This is a genomic window from Bradyrhizobium sp. USDA 4503 (assembly GCF_054055815.1).
Map to the genome: position 1 here is coordinate 3,053,295 of NZ_JBSRXS010000001.1, position 17,059 is coordinate 3,070,353.

The 17,059-nt window shown below is 61.7% G+C and carries 15 protein-coding genes; 4 read left to right on the forward strand and 11 right to left on the reverse strand.

Annotated features, from left to right (window positions below):
- Positions 1-48 precede the first annotated feature (48 nt).
- Positions 49-888 carry an ABC transporter ATP-binding protein gene (locus ACVMIH_RS14960; protein WP_038380790.1) on the forward strand — a complete coding sequence of 280 codons (840 nt, stop codon included), beginning with the start codon at positions 49-51 and terminating at the stop codon, positions 886-888.
- A gap of 64 nt (positions 889-952) precedes the next feature.
- Here the strand turns inward: ACVMIH_RS14960 and ACVMIH_RS14965 are convergent, their stop codons facing one another.
- Complete coding sequence (locus tag ACVMIH_RS14965; RefSeq protein ID WP_456862328.1) at positions 953-2,104, reverse strand: AGE family epimerase/isomerase; 1,152 nt, start codon at positions 2,102-2,104, stop codon at positions 953-955.
- 95 nt (positions 2,105-2,199) lie between these two features.
- On the opposite strand from ACVMIH_RS14965, the gene ACVMIH_RS14970 reads away from it, so the two are divergent.
- Together ACVMIH_RS14970 and ACVMIH_RS14975 are read left to right on the forward strand one after the other, a co-directional pair.
- Complete coding sequence (locus tag ACVMIH_RS14970; protein WP_057020453.1) at positions 2,200-3,423, forward strand: phenylacetate--CoA ligase family protein; 1,224 nt, start codon at positions 2,200-2,202, stop codon at positions 3,421-3,423.
- Between the two features lie 104 nt (positions 3,424-3,527).
- Positions 3,528-4,058 carry an HAD family hydrolase gene (locus tag ACVMIH_RS14975; RefSeq protein WP_141343003.1) on the forward strand — a complete coding sequence of 177 codons (531 nt, stop codon included), beginning with the start codon at positions 3,528-3,530 and terminating at the stop codon, positions 4,056-4,058.
- Positions 4,059-4,093: 35 nt separating this feature from the next.
- Here the strand turns inward: ACVMIH_RS14975 and ACVMIH_RS14980 are convergent, their stop codons facing one another.
- The 3 genes from ACVMIH_RS14980 to ACVMIH_RS14990 are packed head-to-tail and all read right to left on the reverse strand — an operon-like array spanning position 4,094 to position 6,735.
- Positions 4,094-5,191, reverse strand: a complete 1,098-nt coding sequence (locus ACVMIH_RS14980; RefSeq protein ID WP_057020454.1) for a DegT/DnrJ/EryC1/StrS family aminotransferase — start codon at positions 5,189-5,191, stop codon at positions 4,094-4,096.
- A gap of 18 nt (positions 5,192-5,209) precedes the next feature.
- Positions 5,210-5,677, reverse strand: coding sequence for an acyltransferase (locus ACVMIH_RS14985; protein WP_057020455.1), 468 nt, complete (start codon positions 5,675-5,677; stop codon positions 5,210-5,212).
- Positions 5,674-6,735, reverse strand: coding sequence for a Gfo/Idh/MocA family protein (locus ACVMIH_RS14990; protein WP_050383792.1), 1,062 nt, complete (start codon positions 6,733-6,735; stop codon positions 5,674-5,676). Before ACVMIH_RS14990 ends, ACVMIH_RS14985 begins: the two co-directional genes overlap by 4 nt.
- A gap of 465 nt (positions 6,736-7,200) precedes the next feature.
- On the opposite strand from ACVMIH_RS14990, the gene ACVMIH_RS14995 reads away from it, so the two are divergent.
- Positions 7,201-8,595 (forward strand): hypothetical protein, encoded by a 1,395-nt coding sequence (locus ACVMIH_RS14995; protein WP_057020456.1) that lies wholly within the window; start codon positions 7,201-7,203, stop codon positions 8,593-8,595.
- Between the two features lie 47 nt (positions 8,596-8,642).
- Here the strand turns inward: ACVMIH_RS14995 and wecB are convergent, their stop codons facing one another.
- From wecB to asnB, 7 genes are all read right to left on the reverse strand, one after another.
- On the reverse strand, positions 8,643-9,689 hold the full coding sequence (gene wecB, locus ACVMIH_RS15000; RefSeq protein WP_057020457.1) for a non-hydrolyzing UDP-N-acetylglucosamine 2-epimerase: 1,047 nt from the start codon (positions 9,687-9,689) through the stop codon (positions 8,643-8,645).
- On the reverse strand, positions 9,690-10,748 hold the full coding sequence (locus tag ACVMIH_RS15005) for an NAD-dependent epimerase/dehydratase family protein (protein ID WP_057020634.1): 1,059 nt from the start codon (positions 10,746-10,748) through the stop codon (positions 9,690-9,692).
- 2 nt (positions 10,749-10,750) lie between these two features.
- Positions 10,751-11,683 carry an NAD-dependent epimerase/dehydratase family protein gene (locus tag ACVMIH_RS15010; protein ID WP_057020458.1) on the reverse strand — a complete coding sequence of 311 codons (933 nt, stop codon included), beginning with the start codon at positions 11,681-11,683 and terminating at the stop codon, positions 10,751-10,753.
- Between the two features lie 14 nt (positions 11,684-11,697).
- Positions 11,698-12,645 carry an NAD-dependent epimerase/dehydratase family protein gene (locus ACVMIH_RS15015; RefSeq protein ID WP_057020459.1) on the reverse strand — a complete coding sequence of 316 codons (948 nt, stop codon included), beginning with the start codon at positions 12,643-12,645 and terminating at the stop codon, positions 11,698-11,700.
- A gap of 36 nt (positions 12,646-12,681) precedes the next feature.
- Positions 12,682-13,698 (reverse strand): NAD-dependent epimerase, encoded by a 1,017-nt coding sequence (locus tag ACVMIH_RS15020; protein ID WP_456862333.1) that lies wholly within the window; start codon positions 13,696-13,698, stop codon positions 12,682-12,684.
- An 8-nt stretch (positions 13,699-13,706) separates the two neighbouring features.
- Positions 13,707-14,990: a nucleotide sugar dehydrogenase gene (locus ACVMIH_RS15025; protein ID WP_456862335.1), complete on the reverse strand. Its 1,284-nt coding sequence runs from the start codon at positions 14,988-14,990 to the stop codon at positions 13,707-13,709.
- Between the two features lie 117 nt (positions 14,991-15,107).
- The gene (gene asnB, locus ACVMIH_RS15030) at positions 15,108-17,024 is read right to left on the reverse strand and encodes an asparagine synthase (glutamine-hydrolyzing) (protein WP_456862336.1); all 1,917 of its coding nucleotides are present in this window, start codon (positions 17,022-17,024) and stop codon (positions 15,108-15,110) included.
- Positions 17,025-17,059: the final 35 nt, after the last annotated feature.

Sequence of the window (17,059 nt, forward strand, 5' to 3'; positions counted from 1 at the left end):
TCCTTCGACGGCTATGCCCGGCAATGACGTCGAAGGGTAACACAGGCCATGAACGAAACCCTCGAAGCCACCCGCCCGGGGCCGACGGCAGTCCCGCCGCCGCCGCTGCTCAGCGTCAACAACATCGAGGTCGTCTATGACGACGTCATCCTGGTGCTGCGCGGCCTCAGCCTCGAGGTACCGAAGGGCGCGATCGTGGCGCTGCTCGGCGCCAACGGCGCCGGCAAGTCGACCACGCTGAAGGCGATTTCCGGCCTGCTCAAGACCGAGGACGGCGAGGTCACCCGCGGCGAGATCCTGTTCGAGGGCCAGCGCATCAACGGCATCGATCCGGACAAGATCGTCCGCCGCGGCATCTTCCAGGTGATGGAAGGCCGCCGCATCGTCGCCGACATGACGTCGCTGGAGAACCTGCGGCTCGGCGCCTTCACCCGGCGCGACGGCGAGGTCTCCGATGACATCGACATGGTGTTCAAGTATTTCCCGCGCCTGAAGGAGCGGACCGGCCTCGCCGGCTATCTCTCCGGCGGCGAGCAGCAGATGCTCGCGATCGGCCGCGCGCTGATGGCCCGTCCGAAGATGATCCTGATGGACGAGCCGTCGATGGGGCTGTCGCCTCTGCTCGTCAAGGAAGTGTTCGCGATCATCAAGGAGATTAACCGCGATCTTGGGGTCACGATCCTCCTGGTCGAGCAGAATGCCCGCGCAGCGCTCTCGGTCGCGAGCCACGGCTACATCATGGAACAGGGCAAGGTCGTGCTCGACGGCTCCGCCGACGAGCTGCGCGACAACGAGGACGTCAAGGAATTCTACCTCGGCGGCGCCGGCGACCAGCGCAAGAGCTTCAAGAACCTGAAGAGCTTCAAGCGGCGCAAGCGCTGGCTGTGAGGATAGCGAGCGTTTTCGGGCGGAGTTGCGTGTGCAGAAAACGCGTCAGACCAGGAAGGCGGTTCTATCCGAGCACCTGCTCGGCTTCAGTGACCGCGCAAAGCACATGATAGAACGACGACGCCGGGATCGTGGCGACCAGCGAATTGCCGTCGCGGTCGAACTGATCGTACCAGCCGCCGGCCACGGCATGGCCGAGATAGTGCCGCTCGAGCAGCACCAGCGCCGCACGCGCCTCGTCCGCCGCGCCGGCTTCGCCCGACTCGGCCTGCGCGATCCAGGCCTTCGCCAGCTCGCTCTGCGGCCACAGCCGACGTGTGTGGCGGCGGATGTTGCCCGCGGCGTCGCCCTCGTCGACCAGGCAGCCGGTGGCCGCGTCGCGATAGCGCAGCGCCGACGCCAGCAGCTCGCCGCGCGGGCGCCCGGTCGGGCAGCCGGTGATCCGCTCAAATCCCCTCAGCAGCCAGACCCATTCCGCGAGGTGCCCGGGCTCGACGCTGACCGGCGGGATCTTCGACCAGTCCTCCTCGAAATATTCGCCGAGGGTGCGCGTCTGCTTGTCGTAGAGGCTGGCAAGGAACAGCGCGAAGAAATCGCCGGCGCGGTTCTGGAACGACAAATCGTGGGTCGCGTCGAAGCAGGCGATCATCGCCTCGAACAGATGCATCTGCGGGTTCTGCCGGCGCGGCATCGAGGGCGGCAGACCCTCGTGGAAGCCGCCATGGGGCGAGCGCAGCTGGGTATCGAGGAACGACAGCAGCGCGTCGATCTCGGCGCGGATCTGGGCGTCCTGGTCGAGGCCGTAGGCGGTCGCGAGCGCAAGCAGCACGAAGGCGTGGCCGTAGGTGTCGCGCAGCGGGTCGTGCACGCCGCCCTCGGCCGTCAGGCTGTAGACGAAGCCAGGCCGGCCGTCCGGCCCCCTGGCCTTGGCCAGCAGGTAGTCCAGCCCCTTCAGCGCGACCGCGCGCCCCTCCGGATACCAGCCCAGCTGGGCCGCCTTGGCGTAGCAATAGATCTGGCGCGCCTGCACCATGATCCGGCGCGGGGCGGCGCGGTCGGCCGTCCCGTCGTGGTGCAGCCGGTCGACAAAGCCGCCGGCGCTGCTGTCCCAGCCTGCGGTCGACCACAGCGGCAGGGCCTCGCCAATGATACGGCGCTTCAGCCTCGCGACGACGTCGGCGGCTTTGTCCGCCGCAACGCTCTCTGCCTCAGCCATCGTGCTCCCTGGAACCGTCCCAATGTCAGCGGTCACCGTCTGATAGCACGGGCGGACCGGCACGCAACCCGCGCACATCCTCCCAAGGACCTGCCATGACCGACCATTACGACGCCCTTGAAACGCGCGATCCGGCCGAGCGCGAGGCCGCGTTGTTCGCCCGGCTGCCCGAGGTGCTGCGCAAGGCGATGGCAGCGCCCGCCTATGCCAATTTGCTGAGAGGCACCGATCCCGCCTCCGTCACCAGCCGGGAGGCGCTGGCCGGGCTGCCGGTGCTCCGTAAGTCGGAACTGCCGGCCCTGCACAAGGCCGCCCCGCCGTTTGGCGGCTTCGTGGCCGACACGCCCGGCTCGTTCGCCCGGCTGTTCACCTCGCCCGGACCGATCTTCGAGCCGGAGGGCCGCCAGGCGGATCCCTGGCGCGGCGCCCGGGCGCTGTTTGCGGCGGGCTTTCGCGAGGGGGATGTGGTGCTGAACACCTTCAGCTATCACCTCACCCCCGGCGGCTTCATCTTCGACGCCTCGGCGCGGGCGCTCGGCTGTGCGGTGATCCCGGCGGGCCCCGGCAATACCGAGCAGCAATTCGAGCTGATCGAGGCCTATCGCCCGGTCGGCTATAGCGGCACCCCGGACTTCCTCAAGATCCTGCTCGACGCCGCCGCCACCGCCGGCCGCGACGTATCCTCGATCAAGCGCGCGCTGGTCTCAGGCGCGGCATTTCCGAAATCGCTGCAGGAGGAGATGAAGTTGCGCGGCGTCGAGGCCTACCAGGCCTTCGGCACTGCCGATCTCGGCTTGATCGCGTTCGAGACCGCGGCGCGCGAGGGGATGATGGTCAATGAGGATCTCATCCTGGAGATCGTCAAGCCCGGCACCGGCGATCCGGTTGCGCCGGGTGACGTCGGCGAGATCGTGGTGACCTCGCTCGATCCGCACCATCCCTGGATACGCCTCGCGCTCGGCGACCTGACCGCCGCCCTGCCCGGCGCGAGTCGGTGCGGACGCACCAACATGCGCATCAAGGGCTGGATGGGCCGCGCCGACCAGACCACCAAGGTGAAGGGGATGTTCGTGCGCCCCGAGCAGATCGCGGAGATCGGCAGGCGCCATCCCGAGCTCGGACGGTTGCGCCTCGTGGTCACGCGCGCCGGCGAGGCCGACGCGATGACGCTGAGAGCCGAATGCGCCTCGGCGGCGGATGCCCTGCAGAGCGAGGTCGCGGCAACGCTGCGTGCCGTGACAAAGCTCGGCGGCACCGTCGAGCTGGTCGGTCCGGGCTCGCTGCCGAACGACGGCAAGGTGATTGCGGACGAGCGATAGGCCTTGAGATCACCCGGCGTTTGACCCGTCCGGATTTGTCGCGCGCGGCGTTGTGAACTATTGAGCTAGCTCGTGCCCCGTGGAGACGGACGGATCATCACCTCATGAGCAGCGCTTCCGGAGATCAGCCGCGAAGGCCGGCCGTGTTCTTCGATCGGGACGGCGTCCTGAACCGGGACATCGGTTACCTGTTCGAGAGCCACAGACTGGTCTGGATCGACGGCGCGCGCGAGGCGGTCAAGGCCGTCAACGACATGGGGTATTTTGCGTTCGTCGTAACCAACCAGTCAGGCGTCGCAAGGGGTCTCTACGAGGAGACACACGTGCGGCAGCTTCACGACTGGATGGCCGATGAGCTCGGCAGGATCGGCGCGCATATCGACGCCTTTGAATACTGCCCGTTCCATCCTGAAGGGACGGTTGAACGATATCGGCAGGTCAGCCACCGCCGCAAACCATCGCCGGGCATGATCAATGATCTGCTGGAACGCTTTCCGGTCGACGTCGAACGCAGCTTCCTGGTCGGCGATCAGCCGACGGATCTCGAGGCGGCACGTGCCGCCGGGCTGAAGGGCTACCTGTTCTCAGGCTCCAATCTGGAAAAGTTCCTGAGGCCTCTGCTGCTCGGGAGCTGAAGACCACAGCGTCAGGCGCGTGGCCGCGATCGCGATCAGAACTTCCGGATCAGCTCGATGACCTCGTCCTGCTGCTGGCGCGTGATCTCGGCGAACATCGGCAGCGAGAGAATCCGGCCCTGATCGCGATGCGCGTTGGGGAACTGCTCCGGCCGATGCTCGAACCGCGCATAAGCCGGCAGCAACGGCAGCGCGGTGGGATAGTTGATGGCGGTCTGCACTCCGTTGGCGTTGAGATGGGCGGCGAGCGCGTCACGGCGCGGATGCCTGATCGTGTAGAGGTGATAGACGTGGCTGCGTGCCGGCGCGACCTCGGGCACCACGACATCCTCGATCTGGTTGAGGCCGGCATCATAGACCTCGGCCGCGGCTTGCCGGGCCTCGGTCCAGGCGGCAAGATGCGGCAGCTTGGCCGAGAGGATCGCAGCCTGCATGCCGTCGAGCCGGCTGTTGATGCCTTCGATGTGGTGCTGGTGCTTCACCAGTCCACCATGGCGCGCCAGCATGGCCATCTGCTCGGCGAGCGCCGCGTCGTTGGTGACGACCGCGCCGGCATCGCCCATCGCGCCGAGATTCTTGCCGGGATAGAATGAATAGGTCGCGGCCTCGCCGAAGGTGCCGACCATGCGGCCCTTGTAGCGCGCGAGATGGGCCTGGGCGCAATCCTCGATCACCCACAGCTTGTGCTTCTGCGCGATCGCCATGATCGCGTCCATGTCCGCGGGCTGGCCATAGAGATGCACCGGGATGATGCCGACCGTCCGCGGCGTGATCGCGGCCTCGATGGCCGCCGGATCGATCGTGAACGTCGCCTCGTCGGTGTCGCAGAACACGACGGTGGCACCGGAATGGGTGATCATCGCCGCGGTCGAGATCCAGGAATGCGCCGTCGTGATCACCTCGTCGCCCGGCTTCACCTTCAGCGCCCGCATGGCGAGGTAAAGCGCGTCGGTGCCGTTGGCGCAGGACACGCAATGAGCGACCTCGGCCGCCGCCGCAAATTCGCGCTCGAAGGCGTCGACATAGCTGCCGCGAATGAAGGCGTTGTCGCCGATCACGCCGGCGATCGCAGCGTCGATCTCGCCCTTGATGGACTGATATTGCAGTTGCAGGTCGGCATACGGCACCGCCATCGATATTCCCCTATTGCCCTATTGGCTCGTCAGCAGCCGGCGCGCCGGATTGCCGGCATAGGTGCCAGGCGTCGTGATGTCCTTGGTCACCACCGATCCGGCGCCGATGACGACGTCGTCGACGATCCTGACCGGCATGATCGTCGCATTGGAGCCGATCGACACCCGGTTGCCGATCACCGTCTCGCGCCACAGCTCCTTGCGTCCACGCGCCGGGCCGCCGGTGGAGAACGTGTCGTTGACGAACATCACACCGTGACCGATGAAACAGTCCTCGCCGATGGAGACGAGCTCGCAGACGAAGGCATGCGATTGCACGCGGGTGCGCGCCCCGACGATCACGCCCTTCTGGATTTCGGTGAAAGGGCCGACGAAGCAGTCGTCGCCGAGCTTGCAGCCGTAGAGGTTGCACGGCTCGACGATCTTGACGCGTTCGCCGAACGCGACATCGCGCACGCTGGCCTGATGCACGTCCGGCCGGTTCACGAAACGACGCCCAGCCGGCTCAGCCGTGGCGTGAAGCGCAGCGCGACTTCCTCGCCGGTCTCGATCGACTCATAGAGAGCCGAGATCAGCTCCAGGCTCTTGCGGCCCTCGAGCCCGTCGACCAGCGCGGCGCGCTGGTTCTCGAGGCAATCGACCACATGGTGATAATAGGCCTGATGGCCGAAGCCGTAGACGTTGGGCGGGTTGACCGAGAACTTCTCCACGACGTCCTTGTCCGACGGCAGCTCGTCGACAAAGCGCCAGTGCCGGATCTGGTTGACCGCGAAGCCCGAAATCTCGACGGTGCCCTTCTCACCCAGGATCGAGAGCGAGCCCTCGAGATCGGTCGGGCGCGCCGCGGTGGTCGCCTCGATGATCCCGAGCGCGCCGTTGCGGAACTTCAGCGTTGCGACGGCCGTATCCTCGGTTTCGATATTGGCCAGCGCCGTTGCCGCGCGCGCATGCACGCTCACCACGTCGCCGAAGAACCACTCCAGCATGTCGACATGGTGGCTCGCCTGATTGGTCAGCACGCCGCCGTCATAGGCCCAGGTGCCGCGCCAATCGTCCTGGTCGTAATAGGCCTGGTCGCGGCACCAGCGCACCCGGACCGTCCCCAGGATGAGCTTGCCGAAGCGGCCGGCGTCGAGCGCCTCGCGCGCCTTGACCACCGGCACGTTGAAGCGGTTCTGCTTGACGATGAACATCTTGACGCCGGCCTGATCGCAGGCCCGGATCATGTCGTCGGCGTCCTGCAGCCGCAGCGCCATCGGCTTCTCGACGACGGTGTGCTTGCCGGCCTTGGCGCAGGCAATCACATGCGCGGGATGCAGCCCGCTCGGCGTCAGCACGGCGACGGCATCGATGTCCTTCCGCGCCAGGAATTCGTCCATGTCGTAATGGGCCGCAACGCCGAACTTCCCGGCAACCGCATCGGCGCGTGCGCGGATCGGATCGCAGACCGCGACCAGGCTCGCTCCCTCGATGTGATTGCCACCCAGGAGATCGGAGTGACGCTTGGCGATACGCCCGCATCCGAGCAGGCCAAATCTGATCATGCAACAGGCCCTGTCTTGTCTCGTGGCCGGCCATTGCAGCCGGCCGAAGAGCCGAGGGAACAAGCGGCCTTGCGAGCCGCGCGACAACGTCCATTACCCAGAAAACTCGGGGTAAGGCAAGGCCATGCACCAGTCAGGCGGCGCAGCCGCGGCACCACGATTTCGCGCGGCCTCGGCGCGCTTGGCCTTTGTGAGCGTGCCAAAGGTCCTTGCGACAAGCCTCGCCGGGTAACGGCGATCCGATCAGGGACAACGGCTCCCCTGCCCCGAGCACAAGCGGCATTTGCGCTATTAACCAGGAATAATAGGATGAAGGATCAGCATAGTTCTTGTCGTCTTATCGGCGTCGTGCCATGCCGCTGGCTCAAAAGGCGGCATCGTTGGCGATCGTGGGTTGGTCTGCCGAATACGATGACTATCCACGAGACGGTCCAAAAGCGCAGCCCGAGACGGCGGTAGGTGAGAATGAACGATCGCATTATTCAGCTGGAGCCCGGTTTCGGATGGCACCAGGCCAAGCTTGCCCTGCTTGCCTATGCCCACGTCGTGGTTTGCTGCATCTCGCTGTACTGCATCACGATCATCGATTCCTTCCCGGGTGTCATCGCCTTCGACAAGGCACACCTGGCATCCGCAATCGTCAACGTATTGGCGTTCAGTCCCCTCGTCATCCTGTTCGCAATCAGTCGCTTCAGCTTTGGCTATCTCGTCGGCTTCTACTTCTACATCATGGTCCTGGGGTATCTCTGGCTGATCGAATTTTCGGTGCTCGATTACGATCATCGCCTGGCGCTCGCCTCGATCGTGCTTTCGGCGCTCGCATTCCTCGCCCCCGTGCTGTTCATCACCGCGCCGGTACGGCAGGCTGTCGTCATGCCGGCGCGCGCCTTTCACATGATGCCTTCCGTCATCCTGATTGCCTCAGTCGCGATCATCGGCATCGGGTCTCTCTACAACCTCAAGCTGGTCGATCTCGCCGAGATCTACAAATATCGCGCGGAGCTCGCGTTGCCGGGCGTCCTGCGATATGCGGTCTGGATCGTCTCGAACGCGCTGTTGCCGTTCGCCTTTGCCTGCTTCGTCGCCAGCAAGCGGATCTGGCAGGCAGGAGCCGCTCTGCTTCTGATGCTGATGTTCTACCCGATCATGCTGACCAAGATGGCGCTGTTTGCTCCGGTCTGGCTGCTGTTTCTCGCGCTGATCTGCAAGCTGGCTGAGGCCAGGGTCACGACGATCCTGTCGTTTTTCCTGCCGATCCTGATCGGCACTATCCTGTTCTTCCTGGTCAAGGCCGAGGTGCTGCCAATCAAGCCCGCACTGGTTTATTTCGGCACCGTCAACACCAGGATGGTTGCGATCCCGTCGCTCGCCCTTGAAGTCTACAACAACTACTTCTCGGCGCACCCGCTGACCCATTTCTGCCAGATCAACGCGTTGAAGCTCGTGGTTGCCTGCGCCTATGATGAGCCAATATGGGCCGTCATGGCCAAGGCCTACGATCTCGGCGCCTTTAATGCTTCACTGTTCGCCACCGAAGGCGTCGCTTCGGTCGGGCTCGTGCTCGCCCCGGTATCCGCGCTGGGCTGCGGCCTGATCATTGCTCTCGGCAATCGCCTGTCGTCCGGATTGCCGTCGCAATTCGTGCTGCTCTCCGCGGGGCTGCTCCCCCAGGTCCTCCTCAATGTGCCGCTTTCGACCGCTCTGCTGACGAACGGCACCGGTCTGCTGTTCCTGCTCTGGTACATTACGCCGCGGTCAGCATTCGGCCAGACGGCAGCGTCGACGACGGCGTCGAGCGAACGTCTGCAAAGTGACGGTGCCAACCAGGATGCGAGCTTGCAGCCGGTGGTCCTGAACTGAATCGAGCAGCGGAGGCTACGAAGTTTCAGCAGTCCGCTTCGACCAACCTAAGGCAAGCCGCCAGAACTCAACAAGCGCGTGACATTGTAAGCCGCGCGACCGGTCCCGTATTCCTCTATCTCGCGCCGAACGGCCTGCGCCGGGTGCATCCAGAGCCGATTCCAGCCGTGGGAAATCGTTTCCGTCCATTCGGTTTCGTCACGCAGCGTGGTGCATGGCACGCGATGGAAATAGGCCTCCTTCTGGACGCCTCCCGAGTCCGTATAGACTTCAATTGCGTTGTGCAGAAGCTTGGCCATATCGAAGTAGCCGACCGGATCGATGATCTTCAGGCCGTCGAGAGCAACTCCCATACGCAAAGTCGCCTGTCGGGTGCGCGGGTGCAGCGGTAGAACAACGGGGTATTTCTGCGACTGATCCTGCAGAAACCGCACGACGGCCAGAAGCTGCTCCCGGTCGTCGGTGTTTTCAGCGCGATGAATCGTGGCAAGTGAATATGTCTTCGGGACCAGCCCGAGACTGGTGAGTATGGTCGAACTTTCTTCGGCCTTGTCTGTTACAAACAAGGTCGCATCGTACATCACGTCGCCGACGTGATGTACGCCCTTGGTTACGCCCTCGGCGGCGAGATTGGCAACGGCCACGGCCGTCGGACAGAAATTCAACGTGGCAAGATGGTCGGTTACCAGCCGATTGATTTCCTCTGGCATCCGGCGATTGAACGAACGAAGCCCCGCTTCGACGTGCGCGACCGGAATGTGCAACTTCGACGCCGCGACCGAGCCGGCCAAAGTCGAATTGGTGTCACCATAGACGACAACCCAGTCGGGCTTTTCCGTAAGCAGGATAGGCTCGATCGCAATCAGCATACGTCCCGTCATGTCGGCGTGACCACCGCCATGGATATCGAGATGATGCTGCGGCTTTGGAATATCCAGCTCCTCGAAGAACACGTCGGACATGTTCGGGTCGAAATGCTGACCGGTATGCACCATGACTTCCGTGAGTCCGTCGGTCTCGCGGATCGCACGACTGACGGCCGCCGCCTTGATGAATTGCGGACGGGCGCCGACAACCGTGAGAATCTTCAGCATTCAGGAATACCTTGCGACATCGGGCAGCTGCGCAACGTGACTTCGCATGCAGCCGATGATGCGTTCGCGATTTGCGCGCGTCCAATCGATGGTTTTCCGAAGACCATCCTCGTGAGCCACGGTCGCGACGAAGCCGAGTTTCTCACGTGCCTTGGCCGGATCGCCGAAGCGCTGCCCGGACCTGTCCCAATCCCGCGCCGGCGTCAGCGCAATCGGCGTCACATTGCCGACGATCGAATTCACGCGGGTCGCCAGTTCAAGAATGCTGGTTTCGACGCCAGAGGCGAGATTGTAGATTTCGCCGGGCTCGCCCGAAAGCGCGCACGCCATCAATCCTCTCGCCATGTCTTCCACATAGATGAAGTCACGAGATGCGATCCCGCCGTTCTCAACCGGCAACGCCTCGTCGTGCAACGCTCTCCATATGAAAGTCGGCGTAACGTTTCTCCATACGGTATGCACCGTTCCGCGCCAGCGGCCGGCGCCAAGGATCTCGCCGGGACCGTAAACATTCTGAAAGCGCGCCTTCACGAACGGCAGCTTATATCGCGCAAAGTAGTAGTTGCCGTACATCTCGCCGATCAACTTCGAAATCGAGTACGGACTGTCGTGAAACAGAGAAACCGGCGCATCCTCTCGCGTCGCCTCGGCGCCTTGGAAGGTCTTCTCGGCCACGGCACAGCCTGCGGCGGCGTACACAACCTTCCGTAACGAGCCAATGCTCTTGAGCCTTTCAAAGAGCTTCAGGCTTGTGAGCGTATTGTTCTCATGATCCGCGAGCGGATCGGCGATCGACGACTGATTGCCGTGATAGCAGGCGAGGTGAAACACGTAGTCCAGATTTCCCGGCAACGCCGCAAGAACTGCGTCATCCGTGATGGAGTTCCGAATGAATTCGACCCGTGGGTCGTCTGGTACATTTGAAATGTCAGCCGACAACAAGTTGTCGACTATGACGACTCGAGCTAGTGCCTGCTCGAGCAACTTCTTGACGAGATTTGATCCGACAAATCCAGCCCCGCCAACGACCAGGACGGTGGCTCCATTGAAAGAACTCATCTTCACCCCTTAGGTGCAGCCAGGTGACTGTAGACGTCCGTCACTCCGTGGGCGTCGTACCACGAGAGCTGCCGCCGAATTGTCTCTTGAAACGAAACCCTTGCCTTCCAGCCGAGGATCTCTTGCGTCCTGGTAGGATCCGGCACCACGGAGGGAACATCATCTTCCCCGACAGGCACCACCTTGACATCCGGATCGGCCGGCAACTGAAGATGCGATCGGACCAGATCGTATACGTCCTTGATGGAATGTCCCGTTCCGCTGGATACGTTGAAGATGCCGGTCGGCGCGCCGTCGCCCATCGCAATGTCCACTGCGGCGACGAAATCGGACATATCGAGGAAATCCCGGTAGGCTGCCGTGCAGAAGCATGCCTGCCCCGCCTTCAGTCGCTTGTAGAAGGTCGGGATCGGACCGATTGCGAGGCGCGGGCCGGCGACGTTCGCAAGGCGCAGGGAAACGAAAGGCAGACCGCTCATGGCCAGATATTGCTCGCCGGCGACCTTTGAAATGCCGTAGCTCGTGAACGGCCGCAGCGGATGCTCGACGGCAATAGGCGTGCTCTCGGGGCGCCCATAGCACAAGACGGTCTGGAAATTTATGACCCGGCGAATACCCGCGGTCCGCGCGAATTCAATCAGATTCGCGGTCCCCTCGACGTTCGTCGCGATATCCTCGCGCCAGTTTGCCGGATCCTTGTAGGAAGCGGCCGAATGTACCAGGTGAGTTGGGGCAAAGTCGGCAAAGGCCTTCGCCACCAGATCACGATCGGCAATCGAACCTTCGACGAGATTTAGGCCGGGAAGCGCGGGCACGACCTCACGCTTGCCGGTCGCGAAATTGTCGATGACAAGAATTTCGTGACCCTGCGGCAACCAGTGCTCGATAAGATTCGAGCCGAGGCACCCCGCCCCGCCGGTGATAATGATGCGCATCGAACTTGATCCGATCAGGTGCGGATTTCCGCACGCGCTTCCTTCAGGTGTGTGTAGCCACCGACGACGCCCTCCCGCTGCCAGCGCTCAACCGACAGACGGGCGATCTCATCGAGCGAAGTGAACTCAACTGCGCCGAAGTCCTTGAAGGTGCGTTCGGGGTCCAGAAGGATGGAAGCGGCATCATCCGGACCAAGCGGCTTAACCTCGGGCTCCGGATAGTCATTGATCTTCATTGCCCGCACGACTGCGTCGTAGAGCTCCTTGATCGCGACGTCCTTGCCCGAGGAAAAATGATAGGTGCCGCGACCGACGCCATCGGCGGCCCTGACAACGACCTTTGCCAAATCACCCGCGTAACAAAAGTCCCGCCGGGCCGGCGTAACGAAGCACTTCTGTCCCTTCGCCAACCGGCCATAGAAGATCGGCAGCGGACCGGATACATTTCTTGGCCCGATTACGTTGGCGAGCCTGAAAGTGACCCAATCCACGCCAGAAAACTGCACGTAGTTCTCGCCAGCCGTCTTCGAGATGGCATAGCTCGAATTGACGGGATTGATCGGATGATCGAGTGGGATCGGGGACTGCAGCGGCTTGGTGCCATAGCAAAGCGCCGTCTGAAAGTAGATCAGGCGAGATACGCCGAAGGTCTTGCAGGCCTTCGCGACGTTTGCCGTGCCGACAGCATTCACCAGAGCATCGGCTCCCCAATCCTCCGGGTCCTTGTAGGAGGCCGCTGTATGAACGACGATCTCGGGCCGAAAATCTGAAAACAGCCGATTGATCACGTCGGCATTCGCGATCGTGTCTTCGACCAAGGTCAGGTTTTCATGTTTGGTCAGATTGTCGGCCCGGCCGGTCGTATAGTTGTCGATCGCAACCACCTCGTCGCCGCGCGACAAGAACATATCGATGACGGTTGATCCGACCTGGCCGGCGCCGCCGGTGACAAAGATTTTCATCCGATTACCCAGATTTGAGAGAGTCAGGTACTGTTGCTAAATCCGGTAGTAGTCCCGGTACCATTTGACGAAGCGCGCGACACCTTCCTCGATTGGTGTCGCCGGGCGAAAGCCGATATCCCGCTCAAGATCCTTGACGGCGGCGTAGGTCGCCTCGACATCGCCGGGCTGCATCGGCAGCATCTCCCTCACCGCCACCTTACCCAACTCCTTCTCGAGGAGCGAGATGACATGTGTCAGTTCCTCGGGCTTGTTGTTCCCGATATTGTAGATCTTCCACGGGGCGCTGCTGGTCGCTCGGTCGGGTTTGTCGCTGTTCCAATCCTGGAGGCCTTGCGGCGCTCGATCGATGAGACGAACGACGCCCTGGCTGACGTCGTCGACATAGGTGAAGTCCCGACGCATTCGACCGTGATTGAAGAGCCGGATCGGCTCTCCAGCCAGAATGGATCTGGCAAAGATGAACATCGCCATATCAGGACGGCCCCATGGGCCATAGACCGTGAAAAAACGCAGCCCCGTCGTGGGAAGGCGGTAAAGATGGCTATAGGAATGAGCCATCAACTCGTTTGCCCTCTTGGAAGCCGCGTACAGACTGATCGGGTGATCGACGCCATCTTCGGTCGAGAACGGGAGCTTGGAGTTTGCGCCATAGACCGAGGATGACGACGCGTAAACCAGGTGTTGGCAACCGTTGTGCCGACACCCCTCCAGGATGTTGAGGAAGCCCTGCATATTCGCGTCGACATACGCGTGCGGATCTTGGATTGAATATCGGACGCCGGCCTGCGCGGCCAGATGAATTACCTTGGCAAAGCGACACCGGTCGAACAGCGCTTTCGCCTTCCCTCGATCAGCGAGATCGAGCTTTTCAAAACTGAAACGGGAATTGCTTTTGAGCAGATCCAGGCGCGCCAGCTTGAGACTGGGATCGTAGTAGTCGTTGATACTATCAACGCCAACCACGTCATGGCCTTCCGACAGGAGGCGCTGACTGACGTGGAAACCGATGAAGCCGGCTGCCCCGGTGACAAGAACTGCCTTGCTGGACATGCTCGCACTCAAAGTCGCAACAGCTCAATGCCGGCCGGCCTGGAGCCACGATCAAGCGTCGACTTCACATCGTAGACCAGACCATTGCCATCGGTCAGCAACCGCTGGATCAGCGGCCACCCGCCGGTCGCGTATTCGTTGTGGGCTACCGCCAGAACGACGGCATCCGCCGATTGCAGTTCGTTGAGCGGCAGGAGTTTGACTCCGTATTCTTCCTCGGCATCGGCTGCATCTGCGAGAGGATCATGCAGCTGCACCACCAAGCCGAACGACTGCAGCTCGCGCACAATATCGACGACCCGCGAGTTCCGTGTGTCCGGGACGTCCTCCTTGAATGTGAGTCCAAGGACCGTGACCACACCGCTTTGCGCCTTGCGTCGCAGCAGTCCCCTGACGCACTCTCGCGCCACCCGCTGCCCCATGCCGTCATTGATCCGCCGACCCGCGAGAATAACCTCCGGATGATAGCCGGCCTTCTCTGCGCGATAAGTCAAATAGTACGGGTCAACACCGATGCAATGACCACCAACGAGCCCTGGCTGGAACGGCAGAAAGTTCCATTTGGTCCGTGCGGCGGACAACACATCGGCAGTATCGATGTTGAGAGCCTGAAAGATCAGCGACAGCTCGTTCATGAAGGCGATGTTCAAATCGCGCTGGGTGTTTTCGATGACCTTCGCTGCCTCTGCCACCTTGATGGTCGGCGCGCGATGAATACCGGCCGTAACCACCGATCCGTAAACTTCGGCAACGACATCGAGCGTGCGCTGATCTTGTGCCGAAACCACCTTGGAGATGGTTTCGAACCGGTGCTGCTTGTCGCCCGGGTTTATTCGTTCCGGCGAATAGCCGACCGTGAAGTCCTCGCCCGTCTTAAGCCCCGATACCGCCTGCAGGACCGGAATGCATTCCTCTTCGACGGCGCCAGGATAGACCGTTGACTCATAGACGACGATGTCGCCCTTCTTCAGCACGCGGCCGATTGATCGCGATGCGGAGATCATGGCGCCCAGGTCTGGCCGTCTCGCCTCGTCGATCGGCGTGGGCACCGTCACGATATAGAAATCGGAGCCCGCCATTGCCTCGAGATCGGATGAAAAGACAAGCGACGGCTGACGCAGATCATGCGCCTCAACCTCTCGCGTTCTGTCGTTACCAGCCGTGAGCTCGGCAACGCGCCTTTGGTCAATATCGAACCCGACCACGGGCACGCCCGATCGTGCAAACGACACGGCTACAGGCAAACCGACATAGCCCAACCCAATTACAGCGATGTTGCGTCCGTGTCTCATTTTCGATCCTGATTTAAGCTTGGCGCGGCCCCAAGCCTATGGAGAGCATTCGGCATGATGCGATAACATGGCAGTCGCCTTTGTCAAACATCACCCGGGTTTCTGCGTTCGGTCTGACTACGATCGAACCATGGCCCTGAATTCGGCAGCCCGGTCATGGAAGCGCTGGTGCCACAATTCCAGCGACAACAGGCCCCAGGTCTTGCGCGAGAAGCGGGAAGCACTCTGAAAATTCGCAAGCACCACGCCGCTGTTGAAGTGATCGCGCTGGCGCGCTCGCTGCTGATCGAAGATATCCGTCACGAACTCCTGAAGCGTCCCTTCAAACCACTCCTTCAGCGGAACCGGAAAGCCCATTTTGTCCCGCCGCTTCAAGATGCCCTCGGGCAAGATATCTCGATAGACGGTCTTCATCAGTTGCTTCATCTGCCCGCCCTTGAATTTCACGTCGGCGGGCACCGTCGCCAGAAACTCGACCAGGGGATGATCGAGTAGAGGCACCCGGCTCTCGAGCCCGTGCGCCATACTCATTCGATCTTCGACCTGCAGCAATGCCGGCAAGAGGCACTTGAAGTCGAAGTGAGTCATCTTGTCGAAATAGGCTTCCTTCCTCACATTGTCCTTGTTGTTAAAGATTTCGCGGAACGCCTCAAAGACACGCGGCTTGTCGAGCGACTTCCAATCGACTTCACCGACCATGTCGGTGGAGCGGTCAACAAGCCTGAAATACCGCTTGTCCAGATCGTCGAACAATCCCTCGCGCCAGAACTCCTTGATCATCGGCTTGTATTCGCGCAGCAGGCCAAGATTCGGAACGATGGACTCGATCGTAACGACGTAGTTTCCTTCCCGGTACGTACCGTCCATGGCGGCCTTGATGCACTGCTCAAAATAGGCAACGAGATATCTCGCGTAACCACCAAGAAGCTCATCCCCGCCCTGCCCACCGAGCACGACTTTCACATGCTTCGCCGCGAGCGCGGAGACCATGAATTGCGGAAAGGATCCCGGGCCGGCAACCGGGAAATCAAGATGGTAGATGACATCGTTCAGCGAGCGTCTGAAATCCTCCGCGGTGATATCTGCGATATGCACCGTCATGTCCGCCCGGTTGGCCACTTCCTGCGCATAGTGGCTCTCGTCGTACCCCGGGTATTCCGTGAAGCGGCCGTGAAAAGCGAGACGATTGCGATGATCGTGACTCGAAGCCAGAAGGGCGACGAGGCTCGAGTCGAGCCCTCCCGAAACGTAGCCGCCGATCGGGACATCAGCCCGCAAATGGACATTCATGGAGTCGGCGATCAACTCCCTGAAGCGTTCCTCGAAATATCTCGGGCTGTGGTCGAAATCGACGACATACTGCACGTCCCAGTAGCGTTGAACGTGAACATTTCCGTTGTCGACGGTGAACACATGCCCAGGCAGCAGTGCATTGACATGCGCAAAGAGCGTCTTCGCACCGATCGTATACTGGAATGTCAGATATTCCGCGAGCGCGGTCGAGTCAGTGCGGATCTCAGGCAACAGGGGCAACAAGGCCTTGGCCTCTGATGCAAAGAACAGAGTGCCGTCCTGCTCCGTATAATAGAAGGGCTTGATCCCGAAACGGTCTCGTGCGGCGAACAGTCTTTGCCTTCTCTCATCCCAGATCGCGAATGCGAACATCCCCCTCAGATGAGAAACGCAATCGTCTCCCCACTTGTCATAGGCGGCGAGGATCACTTCCGTGTCTGACGTCGAGCGAAACGTCCATCCGGACGACAGCTCGTTGCGCAGTTCGATGTAGTTGTAGATCTCACCGTTATACGTGATGACGGTGCCGTTTGGCGCAATCATCGGCTGCGCGCCACTCGTCGACAGATCGATGATGGCGAGCCGTCGGTGCACGAAGCCCACGCGCTTGTCCCTCGATGTCCACTCGCCGGCCCCATCGGGACCGCGATGACCGATCAACGAGGACATTGCGCGCAGCGCTGCCTCTCCCTTGGGAAAGGGATCGGAGCCTAGCGACAGGAAGCCGGCAATTCCACACATACGATAACCCTAAGCTATTTCGAATTCAGGAAATG

Bases quoted from the DNA above. Each gene is read 5' to 3' on its own strand.
- ACVMIH_RS14980 (WP_057020454.1), bottom strand. From the start codon at position 5,191: ATGGCGGTGCCGTATGCCGACCTGCAACTGCAATATCAGTCCATCAAG.
- ACVMIH_RS14995 (WP_057020456.1), top strand. From the start codon at position 7,201: ATGAACGATCGCATTATTCAGCTGGAGCCCGGTTTCGGATGGCACCAG.
- ACVMIH_RS15005 (WP_057020634.1), bottom strand. From the start codon at position 10,748: ATGAGTTCTTTCAATGGAGCCACCGTCCTGGTCGTTGGCGGGGCTGGA.
- ACVMIH_RS15015 (WP_057020459.1), bottom strand. From the start codon at position 12,645: ATGAAAATCTTTGTCACCGGCGGCGCCGGCCAGGTCGGATCAACCGTC.
- ACVMIH_RS14975 (WP_141343003.1), top strand. From the start codon at position 3,528: ATGAGCAGCGCTTCCGGAGATCAGCCGCGAAGGCCGGCCGTGTTCTTC.
- ACVMIH_RS14970 (WP_057020453.1), top strand. From the start codon at position 2,200: ATGACCGACCATTACGACGCCCTTGAAACGCGCGATCCGGCCGAGCGC.
- ACVMIH_RS14965 (WP_456862328.1), bottom strand. From the start codon at position 2,104: ATGGCTGAGGCAGAGAGCGTTGCGGCGGACAAAGCCGCCGACGTCGTC.
- wecB (WP_057020457.1), bottom strand. From the start codon at position 9,689: ATGCTGAAGATTCTCACGGTTGTCGGCGCCCGTCCGCAATTCATCAAG.
- ACVMIH_RS14960 (WP_038380790.1), top strand. From the start codon at position 49: ATGAACGAAACCCTCGAAGCCACCCGCCCGGGGCCGACGGCAGTCCCG.
- ACVMIH_RS14990 (WP_050383792.1), bottom strand. From the start codon at position 6,735: ATGATCAGATTTGGCCTGCTCGGATGCGGGCGTATCGCCAAGCGTCAC.
- ACVMIH_RS15025 (WP_456862335.1), bottom strand. From the start codon at position 14,990: ATGAGACACGGACGCAACATCGCTGTAATTGGGTTGGGCTATGTCGGT.
- asnB (WP_456862336.1), bottom strand. From the start codon at position 17,024: ATGTGTGGAATTGCCGGCTTCCTGTCGCTAGGCTCCGATCCCTTTCCC.
- ACVMIH_RS15020 (WP_456862333.1), bottom strand. From the start codon at position 13,698: ATGTCCAGCAAGGCAGTTCTTGTCACCGGGGCAGCCGGCTTCATCGGT.
- ACVMIH_RS15010 (WP_057020458.1), bottom strand. From the start codon at position 11,683: ATGCGCATCATTATCACCGGCGGGGCGGGGTGCCTCGGCTCGAATCTT.